The organism is Streptomyces sp. NPDC088554 (assembly GCF_044752945.1).
Lineage (GTDB): Bacteria > Actinomycetota > Actinomycetes > Streptomycetales > Streptomycetaceae > Streptomyces.
On sequence record NZ_JBIVMF010000003.1, the window covers coordinates 138,696 to 157,380 of the forward strand.

The window sequence follows — 18,685 nt, forward strand, 5'->3', positions numbered from 1 at the left end:
CCCGACGGGGTCACCGCTTGGCATATTCGCGGAAGCCGCGCCCCGTCTTGCGGTCCGGACAGCCCGCCGCCACGGCGTGCGGAGCGGAGAAGGTACGGAACCGGCCGAGCACCGTGCGCCGTTCCTCCTCGCCGATCCGGCCGCGCGCCACGGAGCGCGCGGTGGACGCTTCGAGCGCGGCCACCGCGCGGGCGGCGGCCGCGTCACTGATGTCGATGCCGATGACCTCGCGGCCGGCCCGCGCGAGGACCTCGGCGATGCCGGATCCCATCGTGCCGAGGCCGACGACGGCGATCGTGGAGAGAGCGGCGCTGTCCGTGGGGACGGCGGAGGTGTCCGCGGGGATGTCCATCGGGGGACTCCAGAGGAAGAGTGACGGCTGAGGAACGCGCGTGAGGCGCGCGGCGGTCGGGCGGGAGGTGCGGAGAGGCGGCGGGCCCTGTCCCGGGGCGCGCCGTACACGCGGTGCCGCTGAACCGACAGCGGTGGTACTCATGGCGGCTGCGTCACCAGGCCGTCATGGATCGCGGAGGGTGTCCGCCCACCCGAGGTTAACCGACGGGTAACGAGCGCGCCAGAGGCATGCGTCGGTGGTGTGCGTCAGCGATGCGCGACGGTGGTGTGCGTCGGCGGTGGGCCGCGACTGTGCGCTGGGGCACGGCGGTACGGATCGCTACGCTGGCCGCATGGACGAGGACCTCCGCGCGCTCGCGGACCGCGTACGGGCCGAATCCGGCGGGACGGACGTCTGCGAACGGCTTCTCGCCACCGAGGACCGGGAAGAGCTCGCCGCGGTCCTCACCGCACGCGAACGCCCCCTCTGGGCACGGGAGACCGCCGCGTTCCGGCTCGGCTGCGCGGGCGACCGGCGGGCCTTCGAGACGCTGGTGCTGCTCCTGAACCACCGCGACCCCGAACGCTGTGTCGCCGCCTCCCACGCCCTGGCCCGGCTCGGCGACCCCCGCACCGCCAGAGCCGCCGCCGCGCTCGCCACCAACGCGCTGCGGACCGCGTACGCCCTGCATCCCGTACGGCTGCTCGCGGAGCTGGCCGCCCCCGAGTCCGTACCGGCGCTGACCGCCACGCTGCGCCGGCTGCTGGCGCCGGACGAGCCGCACTGGCGCGTCGCACTCGCCTGCGTGGAGGGTCTCGGGCGGCTCGGGGACGGCGGGGCGCGGGACGTCCTCGAAGCCGCGCGGGCTCACCCGAGGCTGGGCCCGGCCGCCTCCGACGCGCTCAGCCGCATCGCGTAACGCACCTCGGGGACCTGGGCCCCGGCCACCTCGAAGGCCGCCTCCGCGCCGTCCGGCGCGAAGCCGGCCTTCGCGTAGAAGCGCCGGGCCCGCGCGTTCTCCCGCAGGACCCAGAGCAGCAGCGACCGGTAGCCGTCCGCCCCGGCCCGGGACGTCAGCGTCTCCATCAGGGCCAGGCCGACCCCGGTGGATATCTGCTCGGGCAGCACATACAGCGCGTACAGCTCGGCGGACCGGTCCCGCGCGTCCTGGTCCCGGCCCGGTCCGTAACACCCCCATCCGACGACCCGGCCGTCGCGCTCCGCCACCAGGGCGACCGTCCGTCCCGCGCCCTCCGCGAACCGCTCACGGCGTACGGATATCTCCTCCTGGACGCTCATCGCGTCCAGATACGGCTGTGGCACGCGTCCCACGTACGCGTACTGCCAGCCGCGCACCCGGATTTCGGCCACGGCCTCGCAGTCGTCGTCGGCCATCTCCCGGACGTGTGGACGCGTGAGCTCGGTCATGGGGACATCCTCCACGACACCACTGACAACGCCGGATCCATGGTGCTCACAGCAGGGTGAGCTGGGTGGCCTCCGGCTCGGGTCCCGGCCGCTCCCGGCCGGTGACGCGCCGGGCCCGGCCGCCGCTCGCGGGGCCGATGCCGAATTCGGCGGCCAGCTCGTGCACCTGCCGGGTGATCCGGCGCCGGTACCACTTCGGGGCGTACGCGCCGTCGGCGTACAGCTGTTCGTACCGCGCCACCAGCCCCGGATGGTGGCGCCCCAGCCACTCCATGAACCACTCGCGCGCGCCCGGCCGCAGATGCAGGGCGAGCGGGGTCACCGAGGTCGCCCCGGCGGCGGCTATCGCCCGTACCGTCTCGCGCAGCTGGTCGGGGCGGTCGCCCAGGAAGGGGACGACCGGCGCCATCAGGACCCCGCAGTCGATGCCCGCGGTGGCCATGGCGCGTACGACGTCGAGGCGGCGGCCGGGGGACGGTGTGCCCGGTTCGACCGTGCGCCACAGCTCCTCGTCGACGAAGCCGACCGAGACCGAGATCCCCACCTCGGTGACGGCGGCGGCCTCCCGCAGCAGCTCCAGATCGCGCAGGATCAGGGTGCCCTTGGTGAGGATGGAGAAAGGATTCGCCCGGTCGCGCAGCGCCGTGATGATCCCCGGCATCAGCTGGTAGCGTCCCTCCGCCCGCTGGTAGCAGTCGACATTCGTGCCCATCGCGATATGCGCGCCCCGCCACTGGGGGGAGGCCAGCTGCCGCCGTACCAGCTCCGGTGCGTTGATCTTGACGACGATCTGCGAGTCGAAGCCGAGCCCGGTGTCCAGATCCAGATAGCTGTGGGTCTTGCGGGCGAAACAGTAGACACAGGCGTGGGTACAGCCACGGTACGGATTCACCGTCCATTCGAACGGCATCCGGGACGCGCCCGGCACCCGGTTCACGATCGAACGGGCGCGGATCTCGTGGAAGGTGACGCCGCGGAATTCGGGCGTGTCAAAGGTGCGGGTGGTGACCGCGTCCGTACTGAAGAGCGCGATGGCCCCGGATGGCCCGGTCACCGTGGTGTTCTCGACCAGATTGTCCCAGCGCATGGCTGCCTCCTCGGTGGTGCTGCCCGAAGAATAGAACATATGTTCACTTGATCGCCGCGCCCCGGATTTGGGCGGGTGCGCCGGAGGGTGGTTGGCTGACCGCACCCCACCGAAATACCGAGTGCTGGAGGAAGATCCATGGCGCAGGTCGAGGCCACGACGGAGCGAATCATCGCGGCGGACCCGGAGACGGTGTTCGATGCGCTGGCCGATTACGAGAACACCCGCGCGAAGCTCATGCCGGGCCAGTTCAGCGAGTACGAGGTCCGGGAGGGCGGTGACGGTGAGGGCACCCTCGTCCACTGGAAGCTCCAGGCCACCAGCAAGCGCGTACGCGACTGCCTGCTGGAGGTGACCGAGCCGACCGACGGGCAGCTCGTCGAGAAGGACCGCAACTCCTCGATGGTCACCACCTGGACCGTCACCCCGGCCGGTGAGGGCCATTCGAAGGCCGTCGTCGTGACGGTCTGGGACGGCGCGAGTGGGGTCGGCGGCTTCTTCGAGCGGACCTTCGCGCCCAAGGGGCTGGCGCGCGTCTATGACGAACTGCTCGAAAAGCTCGCCGCCGAGACCGAGTCGCAGCCCAAGGACTGAGCCGGGGCCATGAATCGGAGGTGTGTCCGGGAGATCGTTGCCGGAGTCACCGATTCGAGTGGTCTTGCCCTCGACGCACCCCCCGCGGGCCTGCGCGACACGTCGCGGGAAAGCCCCTGATGAGCGCCTCGACACCCTATCCGTCCGCCCAACTTGCCCTTCTCCCGGGCCTCTTCGAGCTGGAAGAGCCCGCTTGCTCCCGCTTGGCGCGCGATGTGAACAATGACGCCGCGCAGGTGTGACGAGGGGAGCGGTACGTGGGCGGGACCACTCTGGTGAAGGGTGTCGGGCGGGGCGCCGGACCGGGCGGGGAGGACACCGGGCGGGCCGGGGCCAGGCCGCTCCCGCACCGGCCGGCTCGCCGCCCCCGTCGGCCCGGCGGGGGGCTCCCCGCCGGGACACGCGGCCCGCGTCAGGTGCGGCTGGTCTTCGCCGGGCTGATGCTCGCGCTGCTGCCGGCCGCGCTGGAACAGGGGGCGAGGTGGTCGCCTCCACCCGCAGCGGGCGCGAGGGCGGCTATGTGATCTCGGAGCTGGTGGCCGGGGAGTACACCCTCGCGGCCGGCGCCCCGGCCTTCCGGCCCTCCGCGCTGCCGGTCGGTGTGCAGTCGTCGCGCGAGACCCGGCAGGACATCGAACTGGCGGGCGGAGCGGTGCTGCGCGGTACCGTTCGCGCCGGGGGAGAGCGGCCCGTCGAGGACGCGCGCGTGACCTTGCTCGACGCGGCGGGGAATGTGGTGGACACCCTCATCACCGGTCCCGACGGTGTCTTCCGCTTCGTTGACCTGTCGTCGGGCGAATACACGGTGATCGCCGCGGGCTGCCCGCCGGTGGCCACGGTGCTCCGGATGGCGGGCGGCGGACGCACCGAGCGCGATCTTCTGCTGAGCCACGAGGACTGACTGAATTTCAGTCAGAAAAAGGTTGTGCGCGGGCGCACTACCTATTAGTTCATTGCCCGGCGCATTGAGTGCGAAGGGCCGTACGGTGGAGGGCGGAGCCGCGGATCCGGGCGGCAGGGAAGGAGCCTTCCAGCCATGGACAGTGGCATTCCGCCGCGGTCGCCGGAGCAGTTCGGCGCGGCCGGCCGGATTCCGCTCGCCGTGGTCGTCGTGGACGGCGGCGGCCTGGTGTCGCACTGGTCGTCCGGCGCCCGCCGGCTGTTCGGCCGGGCGAAGGACGAGGCGGTCGGCCTGCCCGCGGCCGATCTGATGCCGGTCGCCGGAGCCCTCGCCGCCGAGGAGTACGGCGTCGCCCACGGGACGTACGACATCTACGACGAGCTGGGCCCGGAGCTGCACGCGCGCGGCTCCTACCCCACCGCCGGACGCGCGAAGGTATCCGAGCCGGGGTGCGACCGGCTCGATGTGCTGTGGTGGGCCTATCCGCTGGTCGGCCCGGGAGCCGGGCGCCATCTCATCCTCGCGGCGGACGCCGGACAGTTCGCCGCCGAGGACCGCGGTGACGATACGTCGGTTCTGCGGATCGCCCCGGGCTTCGCCCTGCACACCGAGTTCCCCGACGCCGACGCGCTCGCCAAGCGGCTGCCGGACATCCTGCCGAACATGGGCCCCGCCGAGTCCAACCGCGTCGTCGCACAGGTACTCGAACTGGGCTACCCCGTACTGGAGTTCAGCCACCACGACCGGGTCCCCGTCACCCCGGACTGGGGCGTGCCCCGCCGCTCGGCCGGGCACCCCGCCCCGGAGGACGATGACGGTACGCGGACCGCGCGGACCGCGCGCCGGGCCGCGCCCCGGCCCGAACTCGACCTGGAATACGCCGCGGTGCGTGAGCGGCTGGAGTTCCTGAACGAGGTCAGCGGCCGGATCGGATCCTCCCTCGACCTGGCCCGCACCATCCGCGAGGTCACCAGCGCGGCGGTCCCGCGCTTCACCGACTTCGCCGGTACGCATCTGCGCGCCGCCGTCCTCGCCGGTGAGGGGTTCCCGGACGGGCCGCCCGATGTGACCACCATCTGGCACCGGGTCTGGGTCGAACACAACGACGAGCCGGGCCGCTGGGACGACACCGTGCCGGTCGGCGAGGCCATCGCCTTCCCGGAACACACTCCGTTCTTCCAGTGCATGGTCACCGGCGAACCCGTCCTGATCACCCGGATCAGCCAGGAGGCGGGCGACCGTATCTCCGCGCAGTTCGAGAAGCGCGATCTGCGCCCGCTCATCAACCACCGCTCGATGCTGCTCGTACCGCTCAAGGCGCGCGATGTGGTGCTCGGCTTCATGGTGCTGATGCGCCGCGGGGAGCGCGAGCCGTTCGACGACATGGACCGCACGACCGGCGCCGAACTCGCCGCCCGCGCCGGGCTCGTACTCGACAACGCCCGCATGTACACGTACCAGGAGAACGTCGCCGAGACCCTCCAGGACAGCATGCTGCCGCAGGTCCCGCCGCGGATGGCGGGATGTGACATCGCCACCCGCTATCTGCCGGGCACCCGGCTCGGCCGGATCGGCGGCGACTGGTTCGACGCCGTCAAACTGCCCGGATCGCGCACCGCGCTCGTCGTCGGCGATGTCATGGGCCACGGCCTCAACTCGGCCGCGATGATGGGCCAGTTACGCACCGCTGTCCAGACGATGGCGACCATGGAAATGGAGCCCGCCCAACTGCTGCGCAATCTCGACGACTTGGCGCAGCGGCTCGGTGAGCTGTATCTGGCGACCTGTCTGTACGCGGTGTACGACCCGATCAGATCCGAGATCCAGATCGCCAACGCCGGACATATCCCTCCGGTGCTCGTCCGTGTCGAGGACGGCAGCGCCGAGGTCCTCGACGTACCCACCGGGGCGCCGATCGGTGTCGGCGGTGTGGCCTTCGAGACCATGACGGTACGGATCCGGCCCGGCGACCGGCTGGTGCTGTGCACCGACGGGCTGGTCGAGGTGCGCGGCGCGGACATCGGGGACGGGCTCGCGGCGCTCTGCGAGTCCGCCGCCCACCCCGCCGCCTCGATGGACGGCGCCTGCGACACCATCATCCGCGCGCTGAACACCCGGGGCGGGCGCAAGGACGATGTGGCGCTGCTGATGGCCAGGCTCAACGGCATCCCGGACGAGGCCGTGGCCGAGCACCGGCTCGCCCTGGAGCCACGGGAAGTGGCCAGGGCCAGACGGCGGGTCCGTGCCCAGTTGCTCGCATGGCAACTGCCGGACGCGGTGGAGACGGCCGAGCTGATGGTCAGTGAGCTGGTCACCAACGCGATCAACCACGCGCGCTCCGAGCCGGTCGTCCTGCGGCTGGTCCGTACGGACGCGCTGCTGTGCGAGGTCGTCGACGACGATCCGGCCCCCGCCACGCTGCTCGGCGCCGGCCGGGACGACGAGGCCGGGCGCGGGCTGCGGGTGGTGAGCAGCCTGGCGCGACAGTGGGGCTCCACCAGCTCGGCGCGGGGAAAGACGGTCTGGTTCGAACAGGCGCTTACCAAAGCGGCGCCCATATGGTCGAACTGAGGGCGGGAAACGCCACCGTCCTCTTGTTCCCCGGCCCGAGCGGACGGTATTCCTCTCCTACAGCCCGTCTCCGGCGGGCCGGACACCGGGGAGACCGCAGATGGACGTTTCACGCCGCTACCGCGCGTCATGGGAAGGCTTCTGGCGCGAGACCTCCGACGCGCCCGGCGAGGCGATCTGGGACACGGATCCGTCACTCGCCGCCGCCCCCCACTGCGACCTGCTCCTTCCGTACGCCGACCCCGCACTGCCCGTCGTCGATCTCGGCTGCGGGAACGGCACCCAGACCCGCTATCTCGCCACCCGGTTCACCCGTGCGATCGGGGTCGACCTCTCCCATGCGGCGATCGAGCACGCGCGGCGCGCGGACACGGCGAAGAGCGCCGAGTTCGAGCAGCTCAATCTGGTCGATCAGGATCAGGTCGGTGCGCTGCGTGACCGGATCGGTGACGCCAATGTCTATATGCGTGCGGTCATCCACCAGAGCGACCCCCAGGACCGGCCCGCCGTCGCCGCCGCCGTCGCCACACTGCTCGGCCCTCGGGGCCGGGCCTTCGTCGCCGAACTGACCAGCGCCTCCCATACCGTCCTCCAGCAGGCGGCGAGCGCTCCCGGCGGCCCGCCCGAGAAGCTGCGCCGGGTCTTCGACCACGGTCTCAAACCGGCCGGCGCCCGGGACGAGGAGGTGGTGGAGCTGCTGGACACGGCGGGTCTGACCGTCCTGGCGAGCGGGGACACCGTACTCCCGCAGACCGAGTTCCTGGCGGACGGTACGCGGATCGATCTGCCGGCCCGGTGGTTCGTACTGGCCCGTACGTGACCGCATGACCCGGCCTCAGTCTCGGCCTCGGCCGAGCGAGCGGTAGAAGGCGACATGGCGCCGGGCCGCCTCGGCCCAGGTGTGGCGGGCGGCGAGCGCGCGGCCCGCCCGCCGCCGTGCCGGGCTGTCGTCGGTGAGGGCCGCGTCCAGCTCGGCGGCGAGGGCGGCGGGCGTGGCGGCGAAGCGGGCAGCGCCGGAGAACACCTCGCGCAGGACCGGGAGATCGCGGACGACGAGGGGCACCCCGGCGGCGAGGGCCTCCATCGCGGCGAGGCCGAACCCCTCCTTGAGGGAGGGAAAGGCGAACACGTCGGCGGCGGCGACCAGGGAAGGAAGATCCTGGTCAGGTATCTGACCGAGAATGACCGGTTCGATACCCAGTTCCGCCACCCGGGTGTCCCATCGGGTCCGGTAGTCGCGGTAGTCGAAGAGCGTCTCCCCGCCCGCGACGACCAGCGCGGTGTCCGGACGCCGGTCCCGCAGCAGGGCGTACGCCTCCAGCAGATCGAGGGAGCCCTTGCGCGGTTCGATGCCGCCGACCGTCAGGACATAGCGGCCCAGCCGCTCCCGCCACCGCCCCCGGTCGGCGGGTGCGGTGGCCGCGAACCGTTCGTACGCCACCCCGTTGGGGATGACCTCGGCCTTCAGCCCCCACCCGGCGGCCAGTTCGTCCGCGACGGTACGGGAGACGCAGAGGTGCGCGTACGGGTCGGTGAGGGCCCGCTCGTGACAGGCGGCCAGCTCGGGGGTGGTGAAGTGGTCGAGATGGTGGACGGTACGGACACAGCGGTCGACCGCGTTGGCGCTGATGCAGTCCTGGGCGTGGACGATGTCGTACGGGACCGGGTCGAAGGCGTCGCGGAGCACGGCGATCGAGCGCAGGATGCGCGCACCGACGTCCTCCCCGGGCGGGCCGTCCGGGAAGGGGACGATCCGCAGGGTCACGGCCGGGTCGACCGTGCGGAAGAACCCGCTGTCGCCGCCGCGCCCCAGCGACCAGACCGTCACCTCCTCGCCGATGGCGGCCAGCGCCTCGGCCAGCGCGAGGGTGTGGACGACACCGCCGCGCGGTTTGGTGGAGTAGCTGAGCAGCGCGATCTTCACGGGCGGGTCTCCCGGTAGGTGTCGGGCCGGCGTTCCTCAAGATGGTGCAGGACCCGGCGGGCACGGTCGATCTCGGTGATGATGTCGACCTCGGCGACGGCCAGCCCCGCCTTGGACCAGGTACGGGCGAGGATGTCGCCGCCGGGACCGACGACCTTGGCCTGGCCGAGGAAGCGCATACCGCCGAGGGTGCCGGTCTGGTTGGAGGAGGCCAGCACGGTCTGGTTCTCGGCGGCGCGCGCCTGGTCGTACAGGTCGAAGAGCCTGGCCTGACGGTCCTGCGCCATGCGCGGGGCGCGGTTGGTGATGCTGGTGGGCCAGGCGGAGAGACAGGCGAGGACCTGCGCGCCGTCCAGCGCCAGCGAACGGGCGGACTCCGGGAAGGTCTTGTCGTAGTCGATGAGCATCCCGATCCGGCCGACCGGGGTGTCGAACGCGTCGAAGCGGTCACCCGGTGTGTACGCGGCGGTCTCGCCCGCGGGGAGGTGCACCTTGCGGTGGCGGCCCAGGACACCGTCGCCGCTGACACACACCGCCGCGTTGAAGTGTGTTCCGTCGCCGCCGTCCTCGCGGTAGCCCACACACACCACCATCTCGGCGGCCAGCTCCGCCACCCGGTGGATCAGTGGATGGTCGGGGGCCAGCGCGGGTGGCAGTGTGTCGGGGTCGGGGTGGCGCAGATCGGTGAGATAGCCGCCGAGGGCCGCGTCGGGCAGGACGAGCAGCCCCGCGCGCTCCTTGCGGGCGTCGTCGATCAGCTTGCTGATCCGCGCGAGGTCGAACTCCAGGTCACGGCCGAAGTGGGCGGCCACGGCCGCGATCCGGACAGTGCTCATACGCTGACCGCTCCCGGGGAGGTGTCGTAGGTTTCCGGGCGCCGGTCGCGCAGATGCCCCATGGACCGGCGGGCGGTCACCAGAGCCCGCGCCACATCCAGCTCGGCCACCGCCATACCGGCCGTCACCCCGGTCTCGGCGAGGATCTCACCGCCCGGGTCGACGACCTTGGCACTGCCGACAAAGCGTAGCGAACCGAAGGTACCCGTCTGGTTGGCGGACACCCACACGATCTGGTTCTCCAGGGCGCGGGCCCGGTCGAACAGGTCGAAGCGGCGCTTCCACCGGTCGGCGGCCAGATCGGTGGAAGCGGCGGTCCGCGCGCCGGGCCAGGCGGACACGCACACCCCGATCTCCGCGCCGTCCAGGGACAGGGCGCGGGCGGACTCGGGGAACGCCTTGTCGTAACAGATCATCATGCCCAGTCGGCCGACGGGGGTGTCGAAGGCGCGGAACCGGTCGCCGGAGGCGTAGGAGGCGTCCTCGTTCAGCGGCTGGTGGACCTTGCGGTGGTTGCCGAGGACACCGTCGCCGGTCACACAGACCACGCTGTTGTAGCGGGTGTCGCCGGCGGCCTCGCAGTACCCCGCGACCACGGTCATCTCCCCGGCCAGCGCGGCCAGTCGCCGGATCTCGGGACCGTCCACCGCCAGCGGCGGCGGACCCGGATCCCCGGCCGCGCCACGGTCCGCCGCGCCGCCGTCCCCCGTACCGTCCCCGTCGAGGCTCAGGAGATAGCCGCCGAGACACGCCTCGGGGAGGGCGAGGAGCTGTACGTTCTGCTTCCTGGCCTCCCCGATGAGCCGTTCGACGGTGGCGAAGTCCTCTTCGAGGTCGCGGCCGAAGGAGGCCGAGACGGCTGCCATGCGCAGGGTGTTCATGCGGTTCCCATTCCGGTCACCGTAGTGGTGACCGCTGCTGTGATGTCTCCGTCGGGCCAGCGCAGCCCGACCCCCGCTCCCGCGGTCAGCTCCCCGCACACCGCCCCGGTGGCGGGCCCCGCGGGCAGCGCGGGGGCGCCCGGTGCGCCGGTGGTGAGCATGGCGTACCCCGGGAAACAGGTGAGCCAGTCGCCCATGGCCGTACCACCGGGACGGGGCACGGCCGCCACGTCCAGCACCGCCGCGCAGCCGCTCGCCTCGGCGAGCATGCCCAGGGTGCCCGCGATCCCGGCCATCGACACGTCCTTGGCGGCGGCCGGGCGGGCGGTGGCGACCGCGCCGAGCATCGTGCGCAGTTCACCGCTGCGCCGATGGCTGGTCGAGTCCCACTGGCGGCCCCGGTATCCGGCCCGCCAGGCCCCACCGAGGTCGGCGGTCAGCCGTACGGTGTGACCGGGCCGGCCGCCGCCGCCCGGCACCGGCCGGTCCGTACGGCCCAGCGCGGTCACCGACAGGGCGGCGGGCACCCCCAGTTGGGTGTGGCCGCCCAGGACCGGCACCCCGTACGTGTCGGCGGCCCGCTTCAGCCCCGCCAGGACCTGGGCGGCATGCGCCCGGTCCGGGGCGCCGAGCGCGTCCAGCAGGCCCAACGGGGCGGCGCCCATCGCGGCCAGGTCGTTGAGGTTGACCAGTACCGCGCACCAGCCCGCCCACTCCGGGTCGCGCTCGACCATGGACGGCACGATCGCGTCACACGCGGCGATCATGTCCGTACCGGGTACGGGGGCCCCGTCGTCGCCGAGGAACCCGGCACCGCCGGGCGTCAGCCCCGCGAGCAGCCCGCCCAGCGCCGCCTTGGTCGCCGCGACCTGGGCGGCGATCCGTCCGATCGGCCAGCGCATCAGCACATGCGGGGCACCGGCCACCGGCACCTCGCGTATTCGCTCCCAGCCGAGCCGCCGGAACAGCGTCTCGTTGCGCGTCTGTACGGTCGCGTCGAACCGCAGCGCGCCCTCGGCCTCGGCCCTGGCACAGGCCGCGCGGACGAGCGCCGGGCCGATACCGCCGAGCCGGCGGGCGGCGGGCGCGACGGCCAGCCGGCCGCCGGCCCACCAGCCCAGGTCGGGTCCGTCGTCGACGGGCCCGAGCCGCACGCCGCCCACCACCGCGCCGTCGCGGTCGAGGGCGACGAGCACCGAGGTCCGGGGATCGGAGTCCCGGTCGTCGAGATCGTGCCCCTCGAACAGCCCCTGCTCATGGACGAACGCGTCCCTGCGCAGCCGCCGGTAGGCGCTCAGCGCCCCGGCGTCGTCGGCCTGCTCGATCCGGCACACCGGCTGCCGGTCCAGTGTGCTGCGGTCCCCCAGCAGCGCCAGGATGTCCTGTGGCCGGTCCGTGACCGGCACCGTGGTGGATCCGTCGAGATTCACCGGCTCACCCGCCTGCCGAGGGCAGCACACTGCACGCCCCGCAGGCCGCGCAGCCGGCCTTCTGGTCGACGCCGCGCATCCCGGCCGCGCGCAGTTTCGCCGCGACGCCCTCGGTGACGTACCGCAGCAGCTCCGCGCCCGGCCCGGTGATGCCGTCGCGGGCGGCGAGTGTGCCGCTCATCGGCCGGAAGGGGACCACGAACGGATAGACGCCCCGATCGATCAACCCGCCTGCCCCCGCGATCAGTTCGTCGGGATCCTCGCCGAGCCCGACGAGCAGGTACGTGGAGACCCGGTTCGGTCCGAAGATCCGGACCGCCTCGTCCCACGCCGCCTCGTACTCCGTCAACGGGACGGTCGACTTGCTGGGCATCCACCGCCGTCGTACGGAATCGTCCAGTGCCTCGACATGGATGCCGATCGCCGTCGCCCCGGCGTCGTGCAGCGCGCGGATCCATGCCAGATCGCGCGGTGGTTCACACTGCACCTGGACCGGCAGTCCGGGCACGGCGCCGAGCACCGCCCGCACGGAACGTACGAGAACCCGCGCACCCCGGTCGGGGCCTGTGGTGGTGCCGGTGGTCATCACCATCTGCCGGACGCCGTCGAGCCGTACGGCCGCCTCCGTGACCTCGGCGAGCTGCGTCGGGGACTTGGCGGCGACGGTGGCTCCGGAGCGCAGCGACTCCTCGATGGTGCAGAAGCGGCAGCGGTCCGCCTCGGAGTAGCGGATACACGTCTGGACGACGGTGGTGGCCAGCACATCGGCGCCGTGCAGCCGGGCGATCCGCTCGTACCGGATACCGTCCGCCGTCATCAGGTCGTAGAACTTCGGCCGCCGTACGGGCTCCAGGGTCAGCCCGGTGTCCTCGTCACCGAGCCAGACCCTGCCGTCGCGGACGCTGTAGGGACTGTCCGGGTTGGTGGGCAGCGCGGCGTTGGCACAGCCGACGAGACCGTCCCCCAAGACGAACTGGCCGTCGTCGCTGGGGCCCGCGCCGTCCGGCCGCCGGACGGGCGCCTCCAGCGCCACTCCGCGCAGGGCGAGTTCGGCGCGGGTCATGATCCGTACGTCCACCGGCATGGTGGCCGTCGTACTCGTCGATTCGGTGCCAACGCTCACGACGTGCCCCTTAGAGCTGGTAGGTGGAGTTGATGATGGCGCCCTTGCGCGCATAGTGGATCAACGCGTCCTGGACATCCAGCGGATGGGTCGGGATGACCCCCTCGATGAGGTCCTCCTCGCGGGCGCCGTGCAGGGAGAGGCCGAAGCGACAGCAGTAGACCTTGCCGCCCTCGGCGATAAACGTTTTGAGCTGGTTGTTGATGTTGTGCTCGCCGGGGAACGCCGAGTTGCCGACCGTCGGAAAGCCGCGGGTGGCAAGGCAGTTGAGCGAACCGGGACCGTAGAAGTAGATCGCGGTCTCGAAGCCCTTGCGCAGCGCGCGGGTGGCCTGGAGGACGGCGACGAACGACACGGACGACTCGTGGGCGATGCCGTGGACCAGCGTGAAGTACGTCTCGCCGTCCTCGGCCCGGTAGTCGGGGAAGACCTTGGTCGACCCGTAGATGCTGGCGCCCTCCGGCAGGGACGGGTGCGGGATCTCCTCCAGGGACTTCTTCTCGATCTCGGACAGTCCGGGCGTGGTGTCGGACATGGCTGTCTCCTTGTACGTATGGAAGCGGGGCTGGGGAAGGTCAGTCGTAGAGCGCGGCGAAGGTGTCCCGGAAGACGAGTTCGCCGAGTTCGCCGTCGCCGGTCGCGGCGGCGAGGCGGGCGTACTCGCCCTCGAAGTCGCCCCACGGCTGATCGCTGGCGAAGAGCACCCGGTCGTGGCCGATGCCGCGGCGCTCGATCTCCCGGACCAGCCAGCGCGGCGCGAAGCCGATGGCCCAGGAGAGATCGGTGTACACGCGCTTGCCGTCCTCGATCCAGTCGAAGAACCGGGACCCGGCGAGCTTGATATGGCCACTCATCCCGCCGCCGAAGTGCACCAGATGCACCGACACCCGGTCGGCGTACCACTCGACCAGCCGGCCCACCTGGTCGATATCGGACGCGGCGCCCGGCGAGGTGTGGACATGGACGATCAGATTGAGCCGCTCCGCCTCGGCGAAGATCCGGTCCAGCATCGGCCGGCACTCCGGATCGGTGGGGCTGCCGCCCAGCAGAAAGCTGAGCTTGAGCGCCCGAACCCCCCGCTCACCGGCCAACGCCAGTGCCAGCGAGGTGCGTTGTTCGTCCTCCGGGCGCGGCGAGACCCATAACCCAGCCCGGATCCGATCGTCCAACTGGGCCGCCTCAATGGCCAGTTCATTGAAGGAGAAGGCGATATCCGGGTCGGGCACCCCGTAGTTGGGGATCAGCAGGGCGCGATCGGTGCCCTCGGCGTCGAGATCCGCGATCAGCTGTCTGATCGTGGCACGGGCCGTGATGTCCGGCTTGACCGGAGGACCGCCGTAGAAGGGGAAGGGGGGAAGCACGCCGATATGCCGGTGCGCGTCGTAAACCATGGGGGAGACCGGGACCTTCAGCCGACGGGGAGCGCGGAGGAGAGAGCGGTGGGTGCCCCGGTGAGGGCGCCGCAGACATCGGCGAGCCGACGGGAGGCGTCGATGTGGTTCGCGAGGAACTCCGCGTCACGGCCCACGGCTTCGAACCGTCCCGATCCCCAGGAGTGCTGCCATGGCAGACCCACGAAGTAGAGCCCGGGGCAGTTGGTCGCGCCGCGCTGGTGCATCGGATAGCCGCGGCCGTCGAAGGCGGGTATCTCTATCCAGTGGTGGTCGCGGGTGAAACCGGTCGACCAGATGACGGAGGTGATCCCGGCCTCGGTCAGATCCAGCGTGCCCTGCGGCTCGGTGGGCTTCCACACCGGCGTGTACCGCTTCTCGTCGGGGGCGTGGATGCCGCGCGCGGCGATGTGGGCGTCGATGGCGTCCTTGATGGACTCGGAGACCGCGTCCGCCCGGTCGAGGTTGGCGCCGAGATCGTCGGCGAACTCCAGTGAGGCGCCCCCGATTTCGGTGAGCCGTCCGTACAGCCGCATGCCGTCCCGGGCGAAGGCCCGCAGATCGATGTCGCGCCCGCCGTCCCGGCCGGTGACGTAGTGGTTGGCCCGCATCCGGATCGTACCGGCGTCGCGGAACGCGTCGATGCTCTTGGCGTAGTGCCCCATCTCGTCCAGCCAGGCCACACAGTCGCGGCCCCGGTAGAACCGGGCCACGCGCGGTGCGCTGCCGACCGCGAGATGCACCTGACGTCCGGCCAGCTGGAGGTCCTCGGCGATCTGGCAGCCGGACTGGCCGGTGCCCACCACCAGTACACCGCCCTCGGGCAGCAGATCGGGGCTGCGGTAGCGGGAGGAGTGGAGCTGCTCGATGCCGGTGGGGATGCGCTCGGCCATCCTCGGCACGGCCGGGGTGTGGTACGGACCGGTGGCGACCACGACCTGATCGGCGGTGATATCGCCCTCGGTGGTGCTCAGTTGGAAGAGTCCGTCGGCGGACCGGCGCAGCGAGGTGACGGCCACGTTCTGGACCAGCGGCGGGCGGAAGGAGGCGACATAGTCCTCCAGGTACCCGATGATCTCGTCGCGGCCCATGAACCCGTCGGGGTCGGGGCCGGCGTACGGGAAGCCGGGGAGTCTGCACTGCCAGTTCGGTGTGACGAGGCAGAAGCTGTCCCAGCGGTGCTCGCGCCACTCGTGGCCGACCTGATGGGCCTCGATGACGATGTGCTGGATGTCGCGTCTCCCCAGCCAGTAGCTGACCGAGAGCCCCGCCTGACCGCCGCCTATCACGGCCACCGGGTAGTGGGCTCCACCGAGCCATCGCGCGCTCAACGCTCGCTCCCGTCCGCGTACCGCAGCGATTCGACCGTGACGCTCGCTCCGGGTAAGGAGGCGTAGGCGGCGGCGGTCCGTTCGATCTCGGCGAGCTGGTCGGAGGCCCCGGTGCAGAAGAATCCGTACTTCTCCCGGACGCGCTCCCCGGCTATGGAGAGCGAGGTACGGCTGCGCTCGACGAAGTCGGCGAGTTCGTAGACGTCGCCCTTGGCGAAGTAGTCCTCGACCACCGTGGAGGGCGAGTAGCAGCGGCCGACCTCGCCGTCCGGCCAGCGCACATGAAAGTAGAGCTCGGGCATGAAGCCTCCATGCGGGGCAGCGCGGCTGTGAGGTGCCGACGCTGCTTGTGGACACCCACTCCAGCCAGCCCGTATTGCGGAATGAAGTCATCCGGAATAAAGGCGTGTTACCGAATCCTCACAGTGTCACGAGATTGATTGTGAGGGCATGGTACGGGGAAGAGCGCGGGCGCGATGCGCGGGCGTGCGCCGGGCGCGCGGCGCGTACGGTGAGGGCACCCGCGGGGAGGGAGGGCCGTGGTCACGATCCCTGTGAACGATCCGGGGACGACCGTGAACGATGCGGGGAACGGCCCAGGGGAACGATCCCGCGGACGACTTCCGCGGACAGCTCCTCACCTGCGACAAGCGCCTGCGATAAGAGTGGTACATGCGAAAGATCCTCATCAGCGCCGACATGGAGGGCGCCACCGGGGTGACCTGGCCGGCGGACGTCCTGCCGGGCACTCCCCAGTGGGAACGCTGCCGCTCCCTGTTCACCTCCGATGTCAACGCCGCCGTCCTCGGCTTCTTCGACGGCGGCGCCGACGAGGTGCTCATCAACGAGGCGCACTCGACCATGCGCAATCTGCTGCTGGAACAGCTGGACGAGCGCGCCCAGATGCTCACCGGACGCCACAAGGCGCTCTCCATGGTCGAGGGCGTCCAGTACGGCGATGTCGACGCCGTCGCCTTCGTCGGCTACCACACCGGGGCCGGGACGGAGGGCGTCCTCGCCCACACCTATCTCGCCAACTCGATCACCGAGGTCCTGCTGAACGGCGTACGGGCCAGCGAGGGCCTGCTGAACGCCCGGGTGGCCGCGGAGTACGGAGTCCCGGTCATCCTGGTCACCGGCGACGACCTGACCTGCGAGGACGCCCTCGACTACGCGCCCGAGGCGCGCAAGGTCGCGGTGAAGGACCATGTCTCGCGGTACGCGGCGGTGTGCCGTACCCCGGCCCGTACCGCCGCCGACATCCGGGCCGCGGCGAAGGACGCCATGGAGCTGGCGGGACGGCGCGAACCGGCCGACGACGGGCCGTTCACCGTGGAGGTGGAGTTCGACGCGGCCCATCTTCCGGCCGCCGCCACGGTCGTCCCGGGCGTGGCACTGTCCCGCGAACGGCGGGTCGCGTACACCAGCGGGACGATGTACGAGGCCATTCGTACCTTCAAAGCGGTCACGACGATCGTTTCGGCCGCGTTGGAGGAGCAGTATGGCTGACATGACGCCCGACACGCGTGACGCTCTCGATGCGACGGCGCTGGACGAGGTGGTCACCTTCACCTCCGACCTCATCCGCATCGACACCACCAACCGAGGCGGCGGGGACTGCCGGGAGCGGCCCGCGGCGGAGTACGTCGCCGAGCGGCTCGCCGACGCGGGGATCGAACCCACCCTGGTGGAGCGGACCCCCGGACGGACCAATGTGGTGGCCAGGATCGAGGGCACCGACCCGTCCGCCGAGGCGCTGCTCGTCCACGGCCATCTCGACGTGGTGCCCGCCGAGCCCGCCGACTGGGCGCTGCACCCCTTCTCCGGTGAGGTCAGGGACGGGGTGGTGTGGGGCCGGGGCGCGATCGACATGAAGAACATGGACGCGATGATGCTGTCGGTCGTCCGCTTCTGGGCCAGGGCCGGGATCCGGCCGCGCCGGGACATCGTGATCGCCTACACCGCCGACGAGGAGGCCAGTGCCGAGGACGGCTCGGGCTTCCTCGCCGACCGGCACCCCGAACTGTTCGAGGGCTGCACGGAGGGCATCGGCGAGTCCGGGGCCTTCACCTTCCACGCCGGCCCCGGCATGGCCCTCTACCCGATCGCCGTCGGGGAACGCGGCACCGGCTGGCTCAAACTCACCGCCCGGGGCAGGGCCGGACACGGCTCCAAGGTCAACCGCGCCAACGCGGTCAGCCGGCTCGCCGCCGCCATCGCCAGGATCGGCGACCACCCCTGGCCGGTCCGGCTCACCCCGACCGTCCGGGCCGCCCTCGCCGAGCTGGCCGCGCTGCACGGCATCGACGTCGACGTCCACGCCGCCGACTTCGACACGGACGGGCTGCTGGGCAAGCTGGGACCGGCCGCGGCCCTGGTCGAGCCGACCGTGCGCAACAGCGCCAACCCGACGGTCCTGGAAGCCGGTTACAAGGTCAATGTGATCCCGGGACAGGCCACCGCGATGGTCGACGGACGCATCGTGCCCGGCGGCGAGGAGGAGTTCCGCGCCACCCTGGACCAGCTGACCGGACCCGATGTCGCGTGGGAGTTCCACCACCGGGAGGTGGCGCTCCAGGCGCCGGTCGACTCCCCGGCCTTCGCCAAGATGCGGGCGGCCGTGGAGCGCTTCGACCCGGCCGGGCACGTCGTGCCGTACTGCATGTCGGGCGGCACCGACGCCAAGCAATTCTCCCGGCTCGGCATCACCGGCTACGGCTTCTCGCCGCTCAAGCTGCCTCCGGGCTTCGACTACCAGGCGCTCTTCCACGGTGTGGACGAACGGGTGCCCGTCCCGGCGCTGCACTTCGGTGTCCGCGTACTCGACCACTACCTCAAGTCCGCCTAGGAGTCA

At 71.5% G+C, this 18,685-nt stretch carries 17 protein-coding genes and 2 pseudogenes; 7 read left to right on the forward strand and 12 right to left on the reverse strand.

All coding sequences use genetic code 11. The annotated features are described in order from the left end of the window. Nucleotides 1-67: 67 nt before the first annotated feature. Nucleotides 68-352, reverse strand: a pseudogene (locus ACIP8W_RS04535) (3-hydroxyacyl-CoA dehydrogenase NAD-binding domain-containing protein); the annotation flags it as partial. Nucleotides 353-686: 334 nt separating this feature from the next. On the opposite strand from ACIP8W_RS04535, the gene ACIP8W_RS04540 reads away from it, so the two are divergent. Further along, nucleotides 687-1,253: a HEAT repeat domain-containing protein gene (locus ACIP8W_RS04540; protein ID WP_401952921.1), complete on the forward strand. Its 567-nt coding sequence runs from the start codon at nt 687-689 to the stop codon at nt 1,251-1,253. Here ACIP8W_RS04540 and ACIP8W_RS04545 read toward each other — a convergent pair. Next, a complete protein-coding gene (locus ACIP8W_RS04545) occupies nt 1,202-1,762 on the reverse strand; it encodes a GNAT family N-acetyltransferase (RefSeq protein WP_401952924.1) in 561 nt (186 codons plus the stop codon). The genes ACIP8W_RS04540 and ACIP8W_RS04545 overlap by 52 nt on opposite strands. A 46-nt stretch (nt 1,763-1,808) precedes the next feature. Beyond that, entirely contained in the window at nt 1,809-2,849 is a 1,041-nt protein-coding gene (locus ACIP8W_RS04550; RefSeq protein WP_402149518.1) for an Rv2578c family radical SAM protein, read from the reverse strand. A gap of 138 nt (nt 2,850-2,987) precedes the next feature. On the opposite strand from ACIP8W_RS04550, the gene ACIP8W_RS04555 reads away from it, so the two are divergent. The 4 genes and pseudogenes from ACIP8W_RS04555 (at nt 2,988) to ACIP8W_RS04570 (ending at nt 7,735) form a co-directional block, all read left to right on the forward strand. Further along, nucleotides 2,988-3,443: an SRPBCC family protein gene (locus ACIP8W_RS04555; RefSeq protein ID WP_402201922.1), complete on the forward strand. Its 456-nt coding sequence runs from the start codon at nt 2,988-2,990 to the stop codon at nt 3,441-3,443. Nucleotides 3,444-3,915: 472 nt separating this feature from the next. Beyond that, a pseudogene (locus ACIP8W_RS04560) lies at nt 3,916-4,344 on the forward strand (collagen binding domain-containing protein); the annotation flags it as partial. Nucleotides 4,345-4,479: 135 nt separating this feature from the next. Next, on the forward strand, nt 4,480-6,915 hold the full coding sequence (locus ACIP8W_RS04565; protein WP_402201924.1) for a SpoIIE family protein phosphatase: 2,436 nt from the start codon (nt 4,480-4,482) through the stop codon (nt 6,913-6,915). 100 nt (nt 6,916-7,015) lie between these two features. Beyond that, entirely contained in the window at nt 7,016-7,735 is a 720-nt protein-coding gene (locus ACIP8W_RS04570; RefSeq protein ID WP_402149511.1) for a class I SAM-dependent methyltransferase, read from the forward strand. 15 nt (nt 7,736-7,750) lie between these two features. Here the strand turns inward: ACIP8W_RS04570 and ACIP8W_RS04575 are convergent, their stop codons facing one another. The 9 genes from ACIP8W_RS04575 to ACIP8W_RS04615 are packed head-to-tail and all read right to left on the reverse strand — an operon-like array spanning nt 7,751 to nt 16,133. Next, nucleotides 7,751-8,839: an MSMEG_0565 family glycosyltransferase gene (locus ACIP8W_RS04575; protein WP_401952935.1), complete on the reverse strand. Its 1,089-nt coding sequence runs from the start codon at nt 8,837-8,839 to the stop codon at nt 7,751-7,753. Continuing rightward, on the reverse strand, nt 8,836-9,675 hold the full coding sequence (locus tag ACIP8W_RS04580) for a carbon-nitrogen hydrolase family protein (RefSeq protein WP_401952937.1): 840 nt from the start codon (nt 9,673-9,675) through the stop codon (nt 8,836-8,838). Before ACIP8W_RS04580 ends, ACIP8W_RS04575 begins: the two co-directional genes overlap by 4 nt. Continuing rightward, nucleotides 9,672-10,556, reverse strand: a complete 885-nt coding sequence (locus ACIP8W_RS04585) for a carbon-nitrogen hydrolase family protein (protein ID WP_402201926.1) — start codon at nt 10,554-10,556, stop codon at nt 9,672-9,674. Before ACIP8W_RS04585 ends, ACIP8W_RS04580 begins: the two co-directional genes overlap by 4 nt. Continuing rightward, nucleotides 10,553-11,986, reverse strand: a complete 1,434-nt coding sequence (locus ACIP8W_RS04590) for an MSMEG_0567/sll0787 family protein (RefSeq protein ID WP_402201927.1) — start codon at nt 11,984-11,986, stop codon at nt 10,553-10,555. The genes ACIP8W_RS04585 and ACIP8W_RS04590 overlap by 4 nt, the downstream gene beginning before the upstream one ends. A 4-nt stretch (nt 11,987-11,990) precedes the next feature. Next, nucleotides 11,991-13,109 (reverse strand): MSMEG_0568 family radical SAM protein, encoded by a 1,119-nt coding sequence (locus ACIP8W_RS04595; RefSeq protein ID WP_402149503.1) that lies wholly within the window; start codon nt 13,107-13,109, stop codon nt 11,991-11,993. Between the two features lie 10 nt (nt 13,110-13,119). Next, the gene (locus ACIP8W_RS04600; protein WP_401952948.1) at nt 13,120-13,644 is read right to left on the reverse strand and encodes an MSMEG_0572/Sll0783 family nitrogen starvation response protein; all 525 of its coding nucleotides are present in this window, start codon (nt 13,642-13,644) and stop codon (nt 13,120-13,122) included. Nucleotides 13,645-13,684: 40 nt separating this feature from the next. Further along, entirely contained in the window at nt 13,685-14,500 is an 816-nt protein-coding gene (locus ACIP8W_RS04605) for an amidohydrolase family protein (RefSeq protein ID WP_401952951.1), read from the reverse strand. A gap of 17 nt (nt 14,501-14,517) precedes the next feature. Continuing rightward, nucleotides 14,518-15,831 carry an MSMEG_0569 family flavin-dependent oxidoreductase gene (locus ACIP8W_RS04610; RefSeq protein ID WP_401952953.1) on the reverse strand — a complete coding sequence of 438 codons (1,314 nt, stop codon included), beginning with the start codon at nt 15,829-15,831 and terminating at the stop codon, nt 14,518-14,520. Continuing rightward, nucleotides 15,828-16,133, reverse strand: a complete 306-nt coding sequence (locus tag ACIP8W_RS04615) for an MSMEG_0570 family nitrogen starvation response protein (protein ID WP_401952955.1) — start codon at nt 16,131-16,133, stop codon at nt 15,828-15,830. The genes ACIP8W_RS04610 and ACIP8W_RS04615 overlap by 4 nt, the downstream gene beginning before the upstream one ends. A gap of 370 nt (nt 16,134-16,503) precedes the next feature. On the opposite strand from ACIP8W_RS04615, the gene ACIP8W_RS04620 reads away from it, so the two are divergent. Together ACIP8W_RS04620 and ACIP8W_RS04625 are read left to right on the forward strand one after the other, a co-directional pair. After that, nucleotides 16,504-17,340: a M55 family metallopeptidase gene (locus tag ACIP8W_RS04620; RefSeq protein ID WP_401952958.1), complete on the forward strand. Its 837-nt coding sequence runs from the start codon at nt 16,504-16,506 to the stop codon at nt 17,338-17,340. Nucleotide 17,341: 1 nt separating this feature from the next. Then, the gene (locus ACIP8W_RS04625) at nt 17,342-18,679 is read left to right on the forward strand and encodes a M20/M25/M40 family metallo-hydrolase (RefSeq protein WP_401953515.1); all 1,338 of its coding nucleotides are present in this window, start codon (nt 17,342-17,344) and stop codon (nt 18,677-18,679) included. Nucleotides 18,680-18,685 lie beyond the last annotated feature (6 nt).